Genomic DNA, 20,054 nt, shown 5'->3' on the forward strand with positions numbered 1-20,054 from the left:
TCCTCGCCCGCAGGCTGAGCTCGAACCAACGGACCCCTGAACGGAGCCCTGATGAACTGCCTCGCCCTCACCGGAAGTGATCCAGTACCCCTCGCTGTGATCGCGGTGACCATGATCGCGGCCGCCACCGCGCTGATCGTGATCGCTCGCCGCGCACGTGCCCGCCGTCGGGCCGGGGTCGCGCTCACCGCGCTGGCCGCGCTGACCCTGACCGCTGGACTGTCCTTCACCGGCGCCGGTGGCGCCCAGGCCACGACCGGCGACGGGTGCACCACCAGTACGGGCACGGGCACCGCGACGCCCGCCGGTTCGGACACCTCGTCGACGACGGCCCCCGGCACCACCGACACCGGGACCGCCGGTGACGACGCGACGCCGACGACGCCGGTCGAGGACCCAGCTCCGAGCACCCCGGCCGACCCCGCCACCCCCACCGACCCGAGCACCCCGGCCGACCCCGCCACCCCCACCGACCCGAGCACCCCCACCGACCCCGGCACCCCCACCGACCCGACCGACCCGACGGACCCCGCCCTCCCGGTGGACCCCGAGCCCGAGCCCACACCCGAGGACGACCCGCCCGTGACGCCGACCGCCATCGACTACGTGCCGAGCTTCGCCTCCGATACGCAGGGCCAGCCGTACGGGCTCAACGCCGGTGACACCGTGCACTTCCTCACCGTGACCAACGTCGGGACCGAGGACGGTGCGGATCCGATCGTGCTGCTCGTCACCGACAACACCGACGGCCTATGGAACGTCACCGGCCTGCTGGACGGGGACCGGACCGTCGCGGGCGACGTGTCCATGACCACGGTCGACGGCGTCCACCGGTTCGAGATCGCCACCCCGATCGCCGCCGGGGAGAGCCGGACGTTCGCCCTCACCGTGCATCACCCGATTTACACGTCGACCGATGGCAGCACCGCCCGGCCGAACACCATGCTGACCGTCACGATCTCCGACGAGGTGACCGACGCCGACCACAGCAACAACTCCGCCTCCTTCACCTTCATCCCGGTCGGCGCTGGGGGCCCGCCGGACGGTGAGGACTGAGGAGTGACGCGTTCACCGGGCGCCAGCCCGGTGAACGCGGGTCTAGGGACTGACGTGCCCCGGGTCTCGCGGAGGGCCTGAATCCCGGAGGTCCGGGGCGCTTCACTCGGAAGTCCGATCGCCCATGCCAGGCCGAACCATCCGGGGGCGCTGCTCGCGGCTCGGGTCCACGCTGTTTCCTCTAGGGATCGCGCGGCGTGCGGTCAGGGTGGGTGGGGTGGTGAGGTGCTCGGCTACGTCGGTTGCTCGGTGATCAGCGGTAGATCTCGCGGCGATGCCCGACCCGCACGGCCAGGACGAGCAGGACGACCGGGACCAGCAGGATCTGGTCGTGGATCTCGCCAGCAGTGTCGGCGGAAGGCACCGCACGCCACGGACCGCCAAGAGATTCTCTCCGTGACGCACGAGCCGATCCCCTCCCCGAGCAGCCCGAGCAGCCTGGACGTGACGCTGTCCTGCTCCCACCATGTGGTGCGCGTCAGCGCTGCTTGCGTCGCCGGTCGGCTTCGAGCGCCTGTCGGTACTCGCCGGTGGTGCGAATGCGCGGTGCGAACAGCAGGGCGACGAGGTATGCGACGACGAGCAGTCCCCCGCTGAACAGGCCCAGGATGACCGCGATGCTGCGCAGCCAGTCGACGCGGACGTCGGCCCGGGTCGCGAGCCCGAGGCAGAGGCCACTGATCTGCTTGCCTTCGACGATCCGGCACAGGAACGGAGCGCGTGCTGCGGGTGCGGTTACGTCGTCCGGGGCGATGGGGCCGAACTGCTCCAGAAGACGCGTCGTCACGCTCTCGTCGATCCGGCCTCCGTCGTCGAGGATGCGCTGGAGCTGATCGCCGATCGCTGCCTCGACGTCGCGGACGGTCTCATCGCCGGTAGGGCTGGCGCCCATCGCCGTGCGCGCCCGCGCGAGGAACTCGAGGATCAGTACCCGTGCTTCCGCGCTCATCGGGAATGCGCCGCCGTGTCCGGCGAGAGCGAGATCAGTCATGGTCATCGTCCTATCGAATCGAGCGTCGTCGCGAGGGTGTGGATGTATGTGCGGAACGCGTCGAGCTGCTGTCGGCCGAGCTCGGAGATCGCCAGGTACTTCCTGGGCGGACCAGTGGGCGACTCGCGCCACTCGTGCGTGACCAGCCCCTCTCGGCGCAGTCGGCTGATCAGCGGGTGAAGCGTCCCGTCCTGGACCGGGAACCCTGAGGCTCGAAGGGCTTCCGCGATCTCCCCCGCATAGCGCTGTTCGTGCTCGACGGCCGCGAGGACGGCCGGCTCGAGCATTCCCCGGCGGAGTGCGGCCAGTTTCGCTTCCATGCCGGTACCTTACTGCGGCACGGTACCTAGCGCCAGCAAACGCCGCATCCCGCCAGGTCCGAGGACGGTGCGCGACACCGGGCTCCGTGACCACTCAGCGAGGGATGAGGTGCGGACTACCCAGGAGCTGCGTGGAAACACGGGTGCCGACGACCGCTCCGGCACCTACCGGCGTACCCAGGTATTGCTCGGAACTCCCCGGGGCCGGACGCCGATGGCGCCCATGCATCGAGACCTCTGCCCCGATCCACCGACCATGGCGGGGGCTCCCCCACGAGCGACTCATCGAGTGCGCCGGCGGTACGCGGCGCAGGATCTGGAGACGTGATGGACGCACGACACGGCATGACCCGCGGACCGCGCCGGTTCCGGTGGCGTGCGGCGGTGGGTATCGCCGCGGCGCTCCTGATGTCGGCGGTCGGATCCGTCGGCGCGGCGGCGGTCGAGGTGGCGCCGAACGGCGGACCGGTGGCCGGTGGCACCAGGGTGACGATCACCGGCGGGGAGATCGCGGTCGGTGCCGCCTCCATCGGTGAGCGGCAGATGCTCCTCCGACTCTCCGACGGCACGCTGTGGGGCGTCGGCAACAGCACCGTGGGTGAGCTCGGGCTCGGATCCGGTGTGAACTTCGCGCCGGATCCGATGCCGGTTCCGCTGCCGGCCGGGGTGAGCGTCGCCTCCGTCACCTCGGGCCAACGCGCGGGCTATCTGGTGACGTCGGAGGGTGCCCTCTACAGCACCGGGTACAACGGCTACGGCGAGCTCGGCACCGGCGATTTCGCGCAGCTCTCGGAGTTCACGCCAGCCGCCTTGCCGGCCGGTGTGACCGTCGCCTCGGTGCACCCCATGCACTATGCGGTCCTGGTCCTGGACCCCACCGGCGGCGTCTACGGAGCGGGGGCGAACTTCGACGGGCGTCTCGCCGCGACCGCGCCCAGCTACAACCCCACCTTCGTCCCGGCGGACATGCCCGACGGCGTGCGGTTCACCGCCCTGGACACCGGGGACGACCATGCGATCGCCCTGGACGCGAACGGCGTGGTCTACACCTGGGGCGACAACGCCGCGGGTCAGCTCGGCGACGGCACCACCACCGACAGCGGGCAGATCCGCCCGGTCGAGGGTCTGCCCACCGACTCCGCGGTGGTCGGGGTGGCCGCGGGCCATCGGCACAGTGCGGTGTTGCTCGCCGACGGCCGGGTGTACGCCTGGGGCGCGAACGCGAGCTACGAGCTGGGCAACGGCACCACCAGCGGCCCCGCACTGAGCCCGGTTCCGGTCACGGGCCTGCCGCCGATCGTCCGGCTCCAGGCTGCCGGCACGCGCACTGTGGCGGTGGATGTCGACGGCACCGGCTGGATCTGGGGCGGGGGGTGGGGCGACGCCGCGCTGGTCGCCGCACCCGACAGTGCGGGTGTGGTCCAGGGCGACAGCGCCGGCCGGGTGTTCGTCCCCAGCCGGCTCCTGGTGCCCGGGGATGCGGCCCTGGACACCCTGGTCCTCGCCCCCACCTCACTGGTCGTGCGCACGGCCGCGGGTGACTGGCTGGGCACCAGCGACTACAACCAGACCGCCCACATCGGCAACGGCACCGAACAACTGTTCCCGATCCCGCTGGAGCCGACCCTGGCCCTGGCTCCCGACTCCGCGGACTTCGGCGGTGTTCGCGGGTCCGACCCCACGGTCACCGGCCCCCGCACTCTCAGCGTCGTCACCCCGGCGCACCCCGAGGGCCCGGTGGATGTCCGGCTGCACTGGATCTGGAACCGCGACGCCGCAGCCACCGGACCGGTGGAGACGCTGGCGCAGGGATTCGTCTACGCGGCGGTGCCACAGATCGTGACGCCGACCGTACCGGGCGCTGTGCTCGGGCAGCCCTACCAGGCCGTGGTGCAGGCCGACGGGACCGGTCCGCTCCGGTTCGAGGTCGTCGACGGCGAGCTACCGGCCGGGCTCCTGCTCGACCCGGACACCGGGACGATCACCGGGACCCCGTCCGCAGCCGGTGTCACGTCGTTCCTGATCCGGGTCACCGGTCCGGGCGGCTCGGACGAGCAGCGCTACACGGTGCAGGTCGCCGTCGCACCGTCCTGGGTGACCCAGGACCTGCCGGAGGGCACGGTGGGCGATCCGTACCGGACCGCGTTGGTCGCCGAAGGCGACCCGATGATCGGCTACTCCGTCCTCGATGGTGCGTGGCCCCCGGGGATCTCCCTCGACCCGGAGACCGGACAGCTGGCCGGAACGCCCTCCGCGGCCGGCAGCTTCACCGTGCAGGTCCGGGCCGCCAACGACTCCGGGACGGCCGACCGGACATTCGTGCTCCGGGTGGGGACGGCGCCCTCGATCACCACGACGGCCTTGCCCGGTGGCACGGCGGGGGTCGCCTACCGTGCGGCCCTGACCGCCGACGGCGACGGTCCCCTGCGGTGGAGTGCCGAGGGACTGCCCGCCGGGCTCACCCTCGACGCCTCGACCGGGGAGGTCACCGGCAGCCCGGTGTCCGACGGCACGTTCACCGTCCGGGTGTCGGTCGACAACGATCACGGCACCGACGCCCGGGAGTTCACCCTGGTCGTCGTCGCCTCGCCGGTGATCCCCGACCCGGGCGACGGCTCCGGCGGCTCATCCGCTGACGCGGGTTCGTCGGGGTCGGCAGGTTCCCCGGGTGCGGCGGCTTCGCCGGGCGCGTCAGGTACGGCCGCGGGCTCACCGGGTCTGGCGGGTCTGCCGATCACGGGGTCGGTCCACGCGTCCACGCAGGCGATCGCCGCGCTGGGGTTGATCGTCGCGGGTGGGCTCCTGAGTGTCGCGGCTTTCCGTGGGCGACTCCGGCAGCGCCGGCACTGAGGCAGGCGTCGGACCGTCGTCGGCGGCCGCCCGCAGCAATCGGGTGGCCGCCGTGCGGACGAGCTCGCGGAGTTCCGGCGGACCCTCGATCAGCACGGTGCAGGCGAGGCCCGTGATGGCCGAGGGCAGCCAGTCCAGTGCGTCGGCGTGGATCTCCGCCCGGTGCCAGGGGCTGCTGTCACCCGGCCCCGCGTCCCGGCGCCGGAGGCGCGCGACGGACGGCGGGAGGTGCTCGCGGATGTGCTGCTCGGTGGCGTTGATGTGCAGCACGACCGTCCAGCGGTAGGTCCCGGTCGCGAAGTGCTCCTCCAGCCACGACCTCGTGTCGCCGCGTTCGGGTGCGGGGAACCGCTCCGGCAGCGCACGGGCCGTGCTGATCCGGTCGACCCGGAAGGCGCGGTCCGCTCCCCTGTCGACGTCGAAGGCGACGAGGTACCAGCGGTCGGATCGGGCGACCAGGTCGATCGGCTGGACCGTGCGCGACGAGGGAACGCCGTCACCGTTGCGGTAGCGCAGCTCGACGACCTGATGGGAGGCGGTCGCTTGCGCCATCGTGAGCATCACGCCGGGAGCCGGGTCGGCTCGGCCCGTCACCACCGACCGCCGGATCAGGGCGAGTGCGGCGTCGCCACGTTCAGTGTCCTGGGGTCGCATCGCGCGCCGGATCTTGGCCAGGGCTGTCTGCGCGGCGCCGTCCCGCTCCCCCGCCGGTGACCGGGTGTGCGCGAGCCCCAGGAAGACGGCGACCGCCTCGTCGCCGGTGAACGTGATCGGCAGGACGCGCGAGCCCGGCGCGAGGCGATAACCCCCGTAGCGTCCGCGCAGCGACTCGATGTGGATACCCGCAACGACCAGGCGGGCGACGTCCCGGCGCACCGTGCGCTCGTCTACCTCCAGCCGCCGCGCCAGGTCGGCCGTGGAGCAAACGGCTGCGGACTGCAGCAGGTCCAACAGCCGCAACGCGCGGACGACGGGATCAGCCATGGACCACATCGTCGCTCGAATACCGGACAGATACCGCCCGGTTGCACGCCTACGGTCGCGGCGTGACCCGGTCCACGGTCACGACCCACCACCCCTGAGGAGCACCGCGATGAACCTGGCCGCCACCCGCATCTTCACCGACGACGTCGACGCGCTGGTCGCGTTCTACGAGCAGGTCACCGGCATCGCCGCCGCCCGCGTCCACCCGATGTTCGCCGAACTGCGCACCCCGACCGGCACGCTGGCGATCGCCAGCACCGCCACGGTGCCGCTGCTCGGAGCGGACGCCGCCCGGGGCGGTGCGAACCGCAGCGTCGCGCTGGACTTCCTGGTCGACGACGTCGACGAGACCTACCGCGCGCTGCGCGGTGGGGTGAGCGCCTTCGTCCATCAGCCGACGGACATGCCGTGGGGAAACCGGTCGCTGCTCGTGCGGGATCCGGACGGCAACCTGATCAACTTCTTCACGCCGGTGACCGCGGCCGCGGGCGAGCGGTTCGCGACGCGGCCGCAGGAATAGGCGGGCGAGTCAGGACCCGTCGTCTCCGGTCGCGTCGCATTCCCTATGTGTCAACTGTGCACAACTGGGCGCAACCTGGTGACTCACTGTGGGCCATTCCCTAGCGTGGCAGCACCGCGGGAGCCCTGACGAGCGATATCGCACGTCGGGGAACCCGACGGCGGGGCCGGGTCACACGGGCGCCGGCCGGCACACTTCCAGGGGGACGTATGCAGCGCTTATCCAGACGATTGACCACAGCGACGGTCGCGGTCGCGGTGATGGTGGTCGGCGGTTCGCTCACGGCGGTCGCCGACTCTGCTGATCCGACCGCTTCGGAACCGTCGGCGGTCCTCGCCGCACGCGGTGACGACTCACCACCAGTGGTCGAGCTGCTCTCCGAGGACGGGGTGTCGGCCATCTCCCGGCTCGACGCGGCGGCACCCGGGCCTGCGGCGCGCTCGGTTCCCGACGACAGCTGTACCGGCCCGGACGGCGAGGGTCTCGAGGTGTGCGTGACGGTCGGCGGTGAGCTCACCCCACCCGAGTTGGAAGCAGCCGAACGGGACCTCGCCGCACGGTCCGCGGCGGCGCCCGCACCAGGCGCCCAGGCGCGCGGTGACGTCACGATCGCGGCGATGCAGCCGTTGCCCCAGTGGTGCTTGGACCAGGGTGTCGCCAACACGATGTGGATCACTCGCACGCCAGGCTGCGGGATCTACGCCGGCACCCTGACGGTCACGCGTACCACCAACGGCGTGACCTCCGTCGTCGGAACGATGAACTTCTTGACCTACCGGTACGTGTACACCGTGCAGAGCCTGACCACGGTGTGGGCGAACCAGGTCCAGGTCTCCCCCACCATCATCACCGGCGAGGCGTCGGGCACCCAGATCTCGGGCACCGCCCTGTGCGGCGGCACCGCGTGCGTGCCGGTCAGTCAGACCTTCCCCGTCCAGGTGCCGGGGGTGAACGGCAACGCGAAAGGGGAGTCGTACTTCGAGTGGCCGGCGGTGCTCGGCAGCTCGGGTACCGCGACCCCCTCATGGCAGATCACGTTCAAGGCGCCGTCGGCCCAGAACCCGGCGGGCTACAGCCCCACCGCGACGCCGGTGGTCCGGTGCGACCAGGCGCTGCCCGGGTCGACGAGCGTCGGCTGTGTGATCCCGGGCGCGACACCGGAGCTGACGTACCCGCTCAGCGGATACCCCGAGTTCGGTGCCCATCTGCTCAACGCCGAGACCAGCGGGCTGCCGGGTTCCTGGTACACCGGGGTCCCCTTGCACCGGCTGACCAATGCCACGCTGCGCCAGCAGAACCGGGACACGGCCTGCCCCGGCTCGTACAACCGACCGACCGGCAAGACATGTGACGAATACCCCTTCGCCTCGACGTGGGAAGGTGCTTTCACCGGTGCGGGTGGCGTCGGAGGGCGAACATTCTCCTTCTGCCAGATTCCCCAACTGCCGACCGGTGTCAGCGGACCGGGGTACAGCGCCTGCATGATCGACGAGAACGAGAACTCCTATGCGGGCAATCAGCTCAACAGCGTGCTGTACGTTCCGTTCAGAGTCATCGAGGGTGATGCGTTCTACGTGACGATCACCTGACCGCGACGGCCAGTGAGGTGGGGCAGATGCAGTACGTGACCTGGGCCGACGACCGCGGTCTCGACCTCCGGGGTGCTGACATCTCGCCCCGCCTCACCGGCGTCTTGGGCGGACTCGTGCAGCAGGTGCCCGGCGCCGCTGCGCGGATCAGGACCGGGATCGTGTCCGGCCCCGTGACGGTCACCGTGCAGCGCGCCGACCGAGCTCCTGCCGAGGTGTCACCAGGATGGGAGGACGTCGTGGAGGTCGGCTGTCGCGTGACGGACGGCCAGGTCGCCGTGGCCGGTCCCTACGCCGACGACCCCGACAGCGCCGCCGCGCTCGTCGCGCCCGGAATCGTCTGGTTCAGACTCCGGGTGCACGCGCGCGGCCGCGACGCGGGCGACGACCTCACCACCACCGACCCGCATGAGGAATACCTCCTGATCACCTGGCCGGCCGAGCCCTCTCCCCCGACGGTGGTGGCCGCGCACTCGAGGATCGCCCGCCGGAACCTCACCGCCCCGCCACCGTCCGCGGCGGCCGTCCGCGGCGTCGACGCATCGTCCGACCGAGACCGCGAACGACGGGCGGCGGCCCAGGACAACCTCCTCAGGATCAGCCGGGAGCACCAGCGCGGGCGCCGGTGAGGACCCGCCACCGGCGGCGGTGCCGGACCCGCGGGGTGGTCAGCGGTGATGCGGCGGCGTGTCGTAGCGCAGGTGCTCGGCCTGGTGCAGCACGTTGAGGACGAGTGCGTCGATGTGCTCGTTGGCCAGCCGATAGTGCACGGTGGCCCCCTCGCGCCGGGTGGTGACCAGGCGACCGGTCCGCAGCTTGGCGAGGTGCTGGGAGATCCCGGGCACCGGTCGCGCGAGCCGCTCGGCGATCGCCCCGACCGACAGCTCGCCGTCGTGGAGCAGCGCCAGGATTGCCAGGCGGGTCCGGTCGGCGAGCAGGCGCAGCACCTCGACGGCGGTGTCGAGCTCGGCGTCGGGGACGGTTCCCCGGGTGGTCTCGGTGCTCACGGTCTCAGCTTGCCACGCGCGCGCTGGTGTCCCGGGTGGGCCAGAACGCGGCGGTCGCCACCAGGGCGACGGTGCTCAGTGCTGCCAGGACGAGGGCCGCGGTGCTGACGCCCCAGCCGCCGATCCAGCCGGCCAGTGGGTAGGTGAGGAGCCAACAGGCGTGGGACAGCGAGAACTGCGCGGCGAACACCGCGGGTTGGTCCTGCTCGGCGGTGGTGCGGGTGATGATCCGCCCCACCGGTGTCTCGGCGGCCGCCCACCCCGCGCCGACCAGGAGAACGAGGGCGCCGACGGCGACCAGTCCCCCGGTCCCCGACACCCGCACGGCTGCCGCGACCGCGGTGGTGGCCACGACGAGCAGGCCACCACCGCCCAGCATCACCGCGCGTTCCGGCAGTGCTTCCAGTGCACGCGGCAGCAGCACCGTCACCGTGAGGGATCCGGCACCGAGCGCCGCCATGAGCAGCGCCGCCGTGCCCTCACCCCGGCCGTACGTCTCCCGAGCGATCACGACGTACTGCACCAGCACGAACGCTCCCCCGGCGGCGACCACCATGTTCAGTGCCAGCACCGCCCGTAGGGCCGGGGTCCGGAGCATCACCGTCACGCCTCGCCGCGCGCGCTCGGCGAAGGTCCCGGCGTCGTCCGGGACGGGACGGGGCCCGGCCAGGCGCAGTCGGGAGACCAACAGCGCGGAGACCGCGAACCCGATCGCCGTGCCGACGAACAGGTCCGAGCTCGGCACCACCAGGAGCAGCGCCGCCGCCAGGAGAGGTGAGAGCACCATCTCCAGGTCTTCGCTGAGCCGGGACAGCGACAGGGCCTGGGTGTACTGGCGCTCGTCCGGCAGTACGCGGGGCAGCGCGGCCTGATAGGCCGGGGTGTGCACTGCGGAGGCCGTCTGCAGGACGAGGACCAGGACGTACACCTGCCACACCGAGGTCACCAGCGGCAGGCCGAGGACGACCACGACCCGGGCCAGGTCCGCTCCGACCAGCACGCTGCGCGGCGGCGCCGCATGCACCAGGGCGGCTGCGACCGGCGCGACCACGACATACGCGAGCATCTTGATCGCGAAGACCGTGCCGAGGATGAGCCCGGCGTCCGTTCCCGCCAGGTCGTACGCCAGCAGACCAAGGGCCACCGTGGTCAGGCCGCTCCCCGCGAGGGAGATCGCCTGCGCGGCGAACAGGCGACGGTAGGTCGGGACGGCGAGAGCGGTCGGCACCGACGCATCCTTGCATGGTTGCGTGAATGCGCACACAGCGATTCAACTCGACAGCGACGGTTCACATCCGCGCTGGACGTGCCGATGGGGCCGGACGTGATGTGGCGACGGGATCGGACGGCCATCGCCGCGACGATGGCGGCGGTCGTCGGCATCGCGGTGCAGGCGTTCCTGCCGAGCGGCCCGGCGCGTGACCTGCTGTTCCTCGCCGTGGCGATCGGTGCCGCCGTCGCTGTCGTCCGGGCGCGACGGCGGATGAGCGGTCCGCCGCGCCGGGCCTGGGCCCTGTTGTCCGTGGGTCTGGTCGCCTGGGTGCTCGGCGACGTGATCTGGACGGTGCTGGAGTGGGGACTGGACGTCGCGCCCTACCCGTCGATCGCCGACCTCGCCTACCTGGTGAGCTATCCCCTGCTCGCCATGGGACTGGTACGCGCATTCCCGGCGCCCTCGGGACGTCGACCGGTGTGGTGGCTCGATGCCTTCCTGATGATGGGTGGGCTGCTGCTGATCCTGTGGCTGCTCGTCCTCGACCCCGCGCTGAACGGATGGGGTGCGGATCCGGCTGCCGGCCTGGTCGGCGCGTTCTACCCGGTCGGCGACGCGCTGCTGATCGTCACGTTGGCGCGTTCGGGCAACGCGATGCGCGAACGCACCGGTGCCTACCGCCTGGTGGTGATCGCGGTCTCGACGATCCTGATCGCGGACCTGCTCTTCCAGGTCGGTCAGACCTGGCAGGTGCGCGCCGACCAGCTGTCCCTCCTGGACCCGTTGTGGCTGGTCGGGTACGTCCTCCTCGCCGAGGCAGCCCGACGACAGGCGGTGCACGACGGCGGGCCGCTCGCCCCCGGCACCGAGCTCGGCGGGACGCACTTCGTGCTGATGGCCGGTTCGGCGAGCGTGGTCCCGCTGACCTTGGTGGTGTCCGACCTGTCCGGCGGGCCGATCCCCGTCGTGGAGGTCTGCACGATCGGGGTGCTGATGGTCGTCGCGATGATGACCCGGTTCTGGGGCGTGCTCGGCGACCTGCGGGCCACGAACAGCCGACTCGCCCGGGACGCCGTCACCGATCCTCTGACCGGTCTCTCCAATGCCGCCGGCCTGGACCAGCACATCGGGAGCCGGGCGGAGGGCGTCGCCGAGGACGCACGACCGGCGCTGCTGCTGATCGGTCTGGACGGGTACCGCGATGTCGTCGAGACGCTCGGGCACCGGTGGGCGGACGAGATGCTCCGCGCCGTCGCACGCGACCTGGCCGATGTCGCTCCCCCGCACGCCCTCGCGGCGCGGATGAACCGGGACCTGTTCGGGATCTCGGTGTGGGTGAGCGGTGACACCAAGGACACCGAGGCGGATGCCCTGGCGGCGCGGATCCTCGCTCGTCTGGGCACTGCGTTCTCCGTCAGCGGGATGAGCGTCGTCACCGGTGCCGCCATCGGCGTGGCCGTCTCCCCCGAGCAGGACGCGACGCTGGGTCGTCTGGCGGAGCGCGCCGAGGTCGCTCTCGGAGCGGCCCGCGGGCGCACCCAGCGCATCGCCACCGATCTGCCCGCCGCGACCGGCGAGGGCGGCCCGGCCGGTGCCGCTCTGTTGCACGACCTGGTCGGCGGGGTGGAGCGCGGCGAGCTCGTCGTCGAGTTCCAGCCGGTCACCTCCGTCGCCACGCACGACGTGATGGGCGCGGAGGCGCTGGTCCGGTGGCGGCACCCCGTGCACGGGCTGCTCGGACCCGCCGCGTTCGTGCCCGCCGCGGAACGGACCGGTCTGATCCGCCCGGTCACGCTCGCGGTGATCGACACCGCTCTGCGGTGGTGTGCGACCTGGCGGGAGAGCTCGCCCGAGTTCACCGTCGCCGTCAACGTCTCGGCCCACGACCTGCACGACCCGCGGCTGGTGGACGACGTTCGCGCCGCGCTCGACCGGCACGCCCTGCCCGCCTCCGCCCTCACGTTGGAGGTCACCGAGACGATGGCGATGCGCGACGTGCCGCGCGGGGAGCGGACGCTGCGGGCACTGGCCACGCTGGGTGTGCAGCTGGCAGTGGACGACTACGGGGTCGGCTACGGCTCGTTGAACTACCTGCGACGGCTGCCGTTCACCGTGTTGAAGGTGGACCGTACGTTCGTCGCCCCAGCGACCACCGACTCGGTGTGCGCGGCGATCCTGCGCTCGACCGTCGCGCTCGGGCACGCGCTGGGCATGCACGTCGTCGCCGAGGGGGTGGAGGACCACGCGACCTTCGCGCTGCTGGCGGAGCTGGGGTGCGACTCGGCCCAGGGCTGGGCGCTCGGGCGGCCCACGACGCCGCAGGCGTTCTCCCGTCACCTCGTCGGCGGGCCGGCGGCGTCGATGGTCTCCGCGCTCGACGGACCGAACGGAAGCTGAGGCGCTGGAGCGTCACGTCGAGACCGGGCGGCGCCACCGTCAGGGAATCGTGAGCATGCGCCGTCCTGCCGCACGGAAGACGTCAGGACTGGCTCCGTCGCGCTGTCGCGGGTGTCTGATCGAGGCAGGACGCTCCGTTCGACCCGGTCGCCTCGACCGGCCACGGCACCGTCCGTCGGAGCCGATGGAGGCACGCCATGGTGGAGAACGAGTCGGGGCAGCACACCGGTCGGGATGCGCGGCACCAAGGACGGCAGCGCGCGATCGTCGCGTTCGCCCTCATCGTGCCACTGGTCGCCGCGGGGGCCCTGCATCTGGCCGGTGACCACGTGACTGCGGCGGTGGGCGCGCTGGTGCTGACGCTGGTCGTGGTCGGCGCTGCGGCCTCCGGACTCCGTACCGCGGGCGTCCTGGCGGCGGTGTCGGCCAGCGCGTGGTTCGACTTCTTCCTCACCGAGCCGCGGTGGAGTTTCACGGTGTTCGACCGCGACGAGGTCGAGATCGCCGTGCTGCTGCTCGTCGTCGGCCTGGTGGTGACCGAGGTGGCCCTGTGGGGTCGTCGTCAGCAGGACCGAGCGAGTCGTCGCGCCGGCTACCTCGACGGCGTGCTGAGCACCGCGGATCTCGTCGCGCTCCCGGACACCTCACCCGACATGCTGGTCGCACGGGTGGCGGAGCGGATCACCGACCTGCTCGGCGTCGACGACTGCCGGTTCGAGGGCGCCGATCGGCGCGCCCGGTCGACGACCCTCATGCATCGGGACGGTGCGGTCACCCAGTGCGGCAACCGGGTCGACGTGGACCGGCACGGGCTGCCGACCGACGATCTGATCGTGCTGCCGGTCGAGCGCGCCGGCACCGAGCAGGGCAGGTTCGTGCTGACCTCGTCGACCCAGCACGTCCGACCGACCACCGAGCAGCGCAGGATCGCGGTGACGTTGGCGGACCAGGTCGGCGCCCGGCTGGCGCTGGGTGTCCCGGCGTCGCGCCAGGTCCGGGTGCCCGGGCGCTGAGTCCCCGGCGAGCGAGCGACGCGACGATCGCGCCGGACGTCCCGGGAACGACGGTCCCCGAGCGCCCGGCGTGATCCGCCGTCGGTCGCTTCACGCCGAGCGCGGCCGCTCGCTCCCCCGGTACACGAACGTCGCGGTCGCGGCGCGCAGGTCGGCGGACATCCGGGCGAGGTCGCTGACCGCCGCACCGATCTGCTGCACGCTCTGGGTCGACGCGTCGGCGGCCGACGCGACGCCGGTGATGTTGTGCGCGATCTCCCCGGACCCGGAGGCGGCCTCGGCCACCGACCGGGACATCTCCGTGGTGGTCGCGGTCTGCTCCTCCACCGCGCTGGCGATGGTCAGCTGGTAGTCGTTGATCGAGGCGATGATCTGTGAGATCTCCGCGATGGCGGTCACCGCGGCGCCGGTGTCGTGCTGGATCGCCTCGACCCGGCGGGCGATGTCCTCGGTGGCCTTGGCGGTCTCCTGCGCCAACTCCTTGACCTCACCGGCGACGACCGCGAAGCCCTTGCCCGCTTCCCCGGCCCGGGCGGCCTCGATGGTCGCGTTCAACGCCAGCAGGTTGGTCTGCTCGGCGATGCTGGTGATGACCTTGACGACGTTGCCGATCTCCGCCGATGAGGTGCCCAGCCGGGCGACCTGGTCGTTGGTGGTCGACGCGACCTCGGTGGCCTGGCTGGCGACCTTGGCCGCCTGGGACGCGTTCTGGGCGATCTCCCGGATGCTGGCGCCCATCTGCTCGGCCCCGGCGGCGACGGTCTGCACATTGCGGGACACCTGCTCCGACGCCGCCGCGACGACCCCTGCCTGCGCGGAGGTCTGCTCGGCACCGGCGGCGACCTCGGAGGCCGAGGCGGTGAGTTCCTCGGCGGCGGAGGCGACGCTCTGGGCGGCCTCGTCGGTCTGGGCGATGGTGCTGCGCAGCGCCGCCTGGGCACTGGTCAGGGACCGCGCCATGCGCCCGAGCTCGTCGTCGGAGTGCGCCACCGGGTCGCGGGTGAGGTCGCCGCCCTCGAGCGCCGAGAGCGACAGCTCGACCTCCCGGACGCTGCGTCGCAGGGCACGCAGGACGACGAAGCAGCCGGCGAAGGACAACGCCAGGGCCGCGGCGAGCGACACCCACAGGATCAGCACACTGCGCTGCTCCAGCCGCGTCCCGGCGGCGTCGGTGCGCTGGCCGATCGCGGCGAGCTCGCTCGCCTCGTCCTCCAGTCCGTCGTTCGCGGCGGTGGCGAGGTCCCGCATGTCCCCCACGACCAGCGAGATCGCGGCGGCGTCGTCGCCGGTGCCCACCAGTGAGCGGACCTGGTCGACGTTGTCGAGGTAGTTGCCGAGCTGCTGCTCGATCTGGGCGAACGCCACGGGGTCGCTCGCCTCCTGCTCATAGGTCGACATGTCGTCGCGGACCGTGGCGACGAACGTCTCCAGGTCGCCGTCGGCCGACTCCTGCTCGTCGGACGGCAGCGACGGCAGGACGGCCACCCGGGCGCGCACCCCGCCGAAGTCCCGGGTGAGCGTGATCAGCTCGGTCAACGGGGTGGTCGACTGCACGTACATCCGTCGCTGCTGGTCGGACAGCTGGCCCAGGCGGTCCGCCGCCATCGCGCTCAGCCCGACCGCCACGGCCGCCAGCAACCCGAGACACGCGCCGATCTTGACTGCGATCGACCGATCCGAAAACCACCTCATGAAAGCTCCCTCGAGATCCCCTGCCGGTGTCGCATCGACCGGCCGGGGCGGCGCGCGAGGAAAGTCGCGGGTTAAAGCAGCACATCGCGCGGGTGAGATGTGCTGCTGTCCGGTGCTGGGAGCCCGCCTCCCTAGACGACGATCAGCTCCGTCCCGTCGGCCGGGTGGTCGGCCAACGCCACCTGGCGGATCGCGGGATCGTCGTAGGTGTTCCAGTAGTAGGTGCCCGTCCGGGACGAGAACAGCCCGGTGTAGATGGTCGTCTCGAACTCGCCGGAGGCCATCGCCGCGCTGCCCTCGACCATCGCGACCTGCTGCAGCGTGTGGAACGCGCGGCTGACGTTCTCCGGCTCGCTGTCCTGCTGCGGGTAGTGCGCGTGGACGTAGGCGGCGCGCACGAACCGCGAGGGCGACGAGTAGTCGCCGGGGATGCCGCGCATCAGCGCGCCCGATCCGAAGGCGCTCAGGTGCGCCCGGCCCAGCACGGTGTCGTCGGGGAAGCCGGGGGCGGTGTTCAGGTAGTTGCGCAGGTTCTCGTGGTGCCAGTCGAAGCCGGGCTGATTGGTCAGCACGTCGACGTCGTCGTCGAAGACCCGCATGCCGTCGGCGGTGTGCTCCACGACGATGGCCCGGGTCGCGTCCCCGATGATCCAGTGCAGCAGGGAGCTGGGGTACCGCTCGTTGATCGGGCGGTCGACGATCACCACCTCCGCGAGCGCCGCCTCGACCTCCTCGACACGCGAGAACTGCGCCGCCACCCACAGCGGGAACTCGACGGCGGCGACGTTCACGGCGCCCCCGGCCGGGCCGGTCGCGTACTGCGCGTAACCGGGGAAGTTGAGCCCCGCGACCGCGAGTCCGGCCTCGTTCCCGCAGTCGAAGTACAGCGGGGTGTCCGCTTCCACGATGCCCATCCCGATCACCGGGTGGCGGATCGTGGTGGTGGCCCCGAAGGGTGAGTGCGGCCGGTACCCGGTGGGTGTGATGACCACCCGCTCGCCGTAGCCGGTGGTCCAGTCGAGGTTCCGTGCCTGGTAGAGGTGTCCCTCGCCGTCGGTGAATCGCACTCCTGTGCACATGGTGTCTGCCCCCCAGCGTCGGCGAGGCGACGGCGACGGTCGACTGCCCCGCATGTCCTGTGCGACGAGCCGGACCGAGGTCCGTGGCTCGATGTGTCCAGCATGCCGCGCGCTGGGAGGGTCGGCATCCCGCTCGGCGCCGACCCTCCCAGCGATCAGTCCTCGTCGGTGGCCGAGGCCGTGGCCAGAAGCTCGGCGAGGTCCGCGGGCCGACTCCACATCGGCCAGTGCCCGGTCGGCAGGTCGACGGTCTGGGCGTGCTCCAGCTTGGCGACCTCGGCGAACATCGGGTGCCCGGACTGGGCGAGCTCCGTCATCTGCGCTCCGGACAGCGAACAGCACACCAGGGTGGTCGGCACGCGCAGGTGGGCGTCGCCGCTGAGCCGCACCGGCTGGCGGAGCACCGGCCCGGGCTGCGGGACGGCGCGGCGGCGGAACTCGGCGAGCATCTGGTCGTCGAGGCCGTCGAGGCTGGCCTGCGCGCGCAACAGGTCTAACGGCGGCAGCGGCAGCTCACCGTCGAGGTCGGGGGCGAAGACGGTCCCGGGCGCCACCGGTCCGCTGTCCACCCAGATCACCCGGGCGACCCGGTTCGCGTGCCGGTCGAGCAGCTGGCTCACCGGGGCGTTCGCCCCGCTGTGCCCGACGATCACCACGGGTCGCTCGGGTGCCGCACCCACCTCGTCCATCAGGGCTTCGATGGCGGCGACCTGGTCGTCCAGGGTGCGGGTGGCCCGCTGCGGGTCCTGCGGGTCGAGGCCGGGCAGGGTGACCGGGACGGCATGGCGGCCGGCGGCGGTCAGGTGGTCCACCACCTGCTCCCAGGCCCAGGCGCCCAACCAGTGGCCGGGGATCAGGAGGAGGGTCGGGTCGTTGGTTCGGTTCGTCATGGGATGAGGGTGGACCGGCGTCAGGACAACGGTGTGTCACCATTTCTGACATGGTTTCTGGACGGCATCCGTGAAGCGGGCCGAACGGTGGCACGCACTGACCGAGATGCTGCGCCGCAGTGGTGCGCGCGGGTGCACGGCCGAGCGGCTGGCCACCGAGTTCGGGGTGTCGGTCAGGACGGTGAAGCGCGACCTGGCGGCCCTGGAGGCGAGCGGTGCGCCGATCTGGTCCCGGCCCGGCCCCGGCGGTGGCTACGGCCTCGCGACGCGGGCGACCTTGCCACCGGTCGCGCTCACCCCTGCCCAGGCGGTCGCCCTGCTCGCCGCCGTGTCGGCTGCCCCCGATGCGCCCTACGCCGATGCCGCCGCGGCCGGGGTGCGCAAGATCCTGGACGTGCTCGACCCGGTCACCCGGACGCGGGCGCGGGCACTCGCCGACCGGGTGTGGGTGAACAGCCCGCCGACCCCGACCCGCGCGGTGCGCTCGGCGCTGGAACAGGCGATGGCCGAGCAGCGCGTGGTGCGGATCCGGTACGTGGCCGGGGACGGGGCGGCGTCCACCCGGGACGTGGAGCCGATCATGTTCGGATCGTCCGGTGGTCGCTGGTACCTGATCGGCTGGTGCCGACTGCGCGAGGGCATCCGCTGGTTCCTGGTGGACCGGGTCGAGCGGGCCAGCGTGACCGCGGACCCGTGCGGCTGCCACGGCATCGAGGAGGTCGGCCCGCCCCCGGTGACCGCCAGGTCGGTGCGGTTCTGACACCGCGCGTCCCATCCGGTCGGGGCGCTCCTTCCGGTGCCGGGGGTTCGACGGGTCAGGCCGCCCGGTAGGCGCGGACGAAGACCTGTGCGCCGTCGGTCATGATCCGCTCCACGGTCGCCGGCTCGGCGCGTCGGCGGGCCGGTTCGTTCAGCACGCGCAGCGTGGTCAGCGCCTGGAAGTGCTCGGCGGCGAGCTCCGGGTCCTCGGTGTCGAGCAGGCCGAGGCGGGCGAAGTGGGCGACCCGTTCGGTCAGCACCCGGGCGTGCGACCGGTCGAGCGGGTGGTCGTCGAGCTCGGGCAGCAGTGGCTCGTTCTCCGCGATCAGCTTGACCGCGGCCACGTAGTCCGAGGACATCAGCAGGGAGCGCCCCAGGTCGACGGCGAAGCCGGTGAGGGCCTGGGCGAGCGCGTCCACGTCCCGGATCTCGGTGCTCGTGAGGTGGTCGTCGGCGAGGGTGCGCAAGGTGGTCAGCGCCGACTCCCCCGCCGCCTCGATCACGTCCAGCAGGAGCCGCCGCTTGTCCCCGTGGTAGTCGTAGACCGTCCGCTTGGACACGCCCGCCCGCGCGGCCACCGCGTCCATGCTCGTGCGTTCGACCCCTGCCTGGACGAACAGTTCCTGGGCCGCGGTCAGGATCGCCGCGCGCTTGTGCGCCTGCCCCTCGCGCACCGGCTTCTCGCTCACCGCCACCATCCCTTCTCCGGGTTCCGACCCCCGACGCTACACCGATGCGTGCAGCACTACACCACACGGTGTAGTGTCGTGATCATGTCAGTCACCCCTTCGTCCCTCCAGGCCCATGCGTTGGTGAAGCGCTACGGGCGCGTGACCGCCGTCGACCAGCTGTCCTTCCAGGTCAGACCGGGCATCGTCACCGGCTTCCTGGGGCCGAACGGGGCGGGCAAGTCGACGACGCTGCGGATGTTCCTCGGATTGGACAAGCCGACCAGCGGCGCGGCGACCGTCGGCGGTCTGCGTGTGCGAGAGGTCGCGCATCCGCTCCGCACCGTCGGCGCGATGCTGGACGCCCGGGCCGTGCACCCCCGCCGCACGGCGGTGGACCATCTCGCCGCGGTGGCTCGCGCCGGAGCCGTGCCGCGCGCCCGGGTCGCCGAGGTGCTGGAGCTGGTCGGGCTCGGCGCGGCCGCGAACCGTCGCGCCGGAGACTTCTCCCTGGGGATGAAGCAGCGGCTGGGCATCGCCACCGCACTGATCGGCGACCCCGGCATCGTGATCTTCGACGAGCCGCTGAACGGCCTGGACCCGGAGGGGATCCGGTGGGCCCGGTCGCTGATGCGCGATCTGGCCGCACAGGGCCGCACCGTGCTGTTCTCCAGCCATCTGATGGGCGAGATGGAACTCACCGCCGACCATCTGATCGTCGTCCACCGCGGACGGCTGCTGGCCGACCAGCCGCTGACCAGCTTCATCACGGACCACACCACCGAGCGGGTCCGGGTGCGCACGCAGGACCGGGACGCCCTGATCTCCGCCCTCGACCGCGCCGGGCTCCGCGCGGCACCCGACCCGTCCAGCGCGGACGGGATCGACGTCCGAGGCACCACCACCGGCCAGGTCGGTCACGTCGCCGCCACCGCCGCCATCGCGCTGTCCGAACTGCGCGCCGTCCGGGAGTCCCTGGAAGACGTGTTCCTCACCATGACCTCGACCCAGCAGGGAGCTGCCTGA

At 72.0% G+C, this 20,054-nt stretch carries 17 protein-coding genes and 1 pseudogene; 9 read left to right on the forward strand and 9 right to left on the reverse strand.

Features of this window, described 5'->3' with window-relative positions:
• Positions 1-51 precede the first annotated feature (51 nt).
• Positions 52-1,056, forward strand: coding sequence for a hypothetical protein (locus tag HGK68_RS07980; RefSeq protein WP_169164112.1), 1,005 nt, complete (start codon positions 52-54; stop codon positions 1,054-1,056).
• Between the two features lie 478 nt (positions 1,057-1,534).
• Here the strand turns inward: HGK68_RS07980 and HGK68_RS07985 are convergent, their stop codons facing one another.
• Positions 1,535-2,053 carry a PspC domain-containing protein gene (locus HGK68_RS07985; protein WP_169165483.1) on the reverse strand — a complete coding sequence of 173 codons (519 nt, stop codon included), beginning with the start codon at positions 2,051-2,053 and terminating at the stop codon, positions 1,535-1,537.
• Positions 2,050-2,367 carry a PadR family transcriptional regulator gene (locus HGK68_RS07990; protein WP_169165484.1) on the reverse strand — a complete coding sequence of 106 codons (318 nt, stop codon included), beginning with the start codon at positions 2,365-2,367 and terminating at the stop codon, positions 2,050-2,052. Before HGK68_RS07990 ends, HGK68_RS07985 begins: the two co-directional genes overlap by 4 nt.
• Positions 2,368-3,333: 966 nt before the next feature.
• Between HGK68_RS07990 and HGK68_RS16095 the strand changes: the two are divergent.
• Positions 3,334-4,887: pseudogene (locus HGK68_RS16095) on the forward strand (putative Ig domain-containing protein); the annotation flags it as partial.
• 189 nt (positions 4,888-5,076) lie between these two features.
• Here HGK68_RS16095 and HGK68_RS16100 read toward each other — a convergent pair.
• Positions 5,077-6,201: a helix-turn-helix transcriptional regulator gene (locus HGK68_RS16100; RefSeq protein ID WP_246260190.1), complete on the reverse strand. Its 1,125-nt coding sequence runs from the start codon at positions 6,199-6,201 to the stop codon at positions 5,077-5,079.
• A gap of 109 nt (positions 6,202-6,310) precedes the next feature.
• Here HGK68_RS16100 and HGK68_RS08000 point away from each other — a divergent pair, with 109 nt between their 5' ends.
• The 3 genes from HGK68_RS08000 (at position 6,311) to HGK68_RS08010 (ending at position 8,939) form a co-directional block, all read left to right on the forward strand.
• Positions 6,311-6,721, forward strand: coding sequence for a VOC family protein (locus tag HGK68_RS08000; RefSeq protein WP_169165486.1), 411 nt, complete (start codon positions 6,311-6,313; stop codon positions 6,719-6,721).
• A gap of 230 nt (positions 6,722-6,951) precedes the next feature.
• Complete coding sequence (locus tag HGK68_RS08005; RefSeq protein ID WP_169165487.1) at positions 6,952-8,310, forward strand: NucA/NucB deoxyribonuclease domain-containing protein; 1,359 nt, start codon at positions 6,952-6,954, stop codon at positions 8,308-8,310.
• Positions 8,311-8,336: 26 nt separating this feature from the next.
• Positions 8,337-8,939, forward strand: coding sequence for a hypothetical protein (locus HGK68_RS08010; RefSeq protein WP_169165488.1), 603 nt, complete (start codon positions 8,337-8,339; stop codon positions 8,937-8,939).
• A 39-nt stretch (positions 8,940-8,978) separates the two neighbouring features.
• Here the strand turns inward: HGK68_RS08010 and HGK68_RS08015 are convergent, their stop codons facing one another.
• Together HGK68_RS08015 and HGK68_RS08020 are read right to left on the reverse strand one after the other, a co-directional pair.
• The gene (locus HGK68_RS08015; protein ID WP_169165489.1) at positions 8,979-9,317 is read right to left on the reverse strand and encodes an ArsR/SmtB family transcription factor; all 339 of its coding nucleotides are present in this window, start codon (positions 9,315-9,317) and stop codon (positions 8,979-8,981) included.
• A gap of 4 nt (positions 9,318-9,321) precedes the next feature.
• Complete coding sequence (locus HGK68_RS08020; protein WP_246260193.1) at positions 9,322-10,545, reverse strand: MFS transporter; 1,224 nt, start codon at positions 10,543-10,545, stop codon at positions 9,322-9,324.
• 84 nt (positions 10,546-10,629) lie between these two features.
• On the opposite strand from HGK68_RS08020, the gene HGK68_RS08025 reads away from it, so the two are divergent.
• Both HGK68_RS08025 and HGK68_RS08030 read left to right on the forward strand, forming a co-directional pair.
• The gene (locus HGK68_RS08025; protein WP_169165490.1) at positions 10,630-12,927 is read left to right on the forward strand and encodes a putative bifunctional diguanylate cyclase/phosphodiesterase; all 2,298 of its coding nucleotides are present in this window, start codon (positions 10,630-10,632) and stop codon (positions 12,925-12,927) included.
• Between the two features lie 197 nt (positions 12,928-13,124).
• The gene (locus HGK68_RS08030; protein ID WP_169165491.1) at positions 13,125-13,940 is read left to right on the forward strand and encodes a DUF4118 domain-containing protein; all 816 of its coding nucleotides are present in this window, start codon (positions 13,125-13,127) and stop codon (positions 13,938-13,940) included.
• A gap of 90 nt (positions 13,941-14,030) precedes the next feature.
• Here the strand turns inward: HGK68_RS08030 and HGK68_RS08035 are convergent, their stop codons facing one another.
• The 3 genes from HGK68_RS08035 to HGK68_RS08045 form a co-directional block, all read right to left on the reverse strand.
• The gene (locus HGK68_RS08035) at positions 14,031-15,632 is read right to left on the reverse strand and encodes a methyl-accepting chemotaxis protein (protein WP_169165492.1); all 1,602 of its coding nucleotides are present in this window, start codon (positions 15,630-15,632) and stop codon (positions 14,031-14,033) included.
• A gap of 131 nt (positions 15,633-15,763) precedes the next feature.
• Positions 15,764-16,699, reverse strand: a complete 936-nt coding sequence (bsh, locus tag HGK68_RS08040) for a choloylglycine hydrolase (protein WP_206155720.1) — start codon at positions 16,697-16,699, stop codon at positions 15,764-15,766.
• A gap of 167 nt (positions 16,700-16,866) precedes the next feature.
• Positions 16,867-17,601, reverse strand: coding sequence for an alpha/beta fold hydrolase (locus HGK68_RS08045; RefSeq protein WP_169165494.1), 735 nt, complete (start codon positions 17,599-17,601; stop codon positions 16,867-16,869).
• A gap of 70 nt (positions 17,602-17,671) precedes the next feature.
• Here HGK68_RS08045 and HGK68_RS08050 point away from each other — a divergent pair, with 70 nt between their 5' ends.
• Complete coding sequence (locus HGK68_RS08050; RefSeq protein ID WP_169165495.1) at positions 17,672-18,361, forward strand: helix-turn-helix transcriptional regulator; 690 nt, start codon at positions 17,672-17,674, stop codon at positions 18,359-18,361.
• A gap of 55 nt (positions 18,362-18,416) precedes the next feature.
• Here the strand turns inward: HGK68_RS08050 and HGK68_RS08055 are convergent, their stop codons facing one another.
• Entirely contained in the window at positions 18,417-19,049 is a 633-nt protein-coding gene (locus tag HGK68_RS08055; RefSeq protein WP_169165496.1) for a TetR/AcrR family transcriptional regulator, read from the reverse strand.
• 84 nt (positions 19,050-19,133) lie between these two features.
• Here HGK68_RS08055 and HGK68_RS08060 point away from each other — a divergent pair, with 84 nt between their 5' ends.
• On the forward strand, positions 19,134-20,054 hold the full coding sequence (locus tag HGK68_RS08060; RefSeq protein WP_169165497.1) for an ABC transporter ATP-binding protein: 921 nt from the start codon (positions 19,134-19,136) through the stop codon (positions 20,052-20,054).

Source organism: Cellulomonas taurus (genome assembly GCF_012931845.1).
In the GTDB taxonomy this organism is placed as follows: Bacteria; Actinomycetota; Actinomycetes; order Actinomycetales; family Cellulomonadaceae; genus Cellulomonas; species Cellulomonas taurus.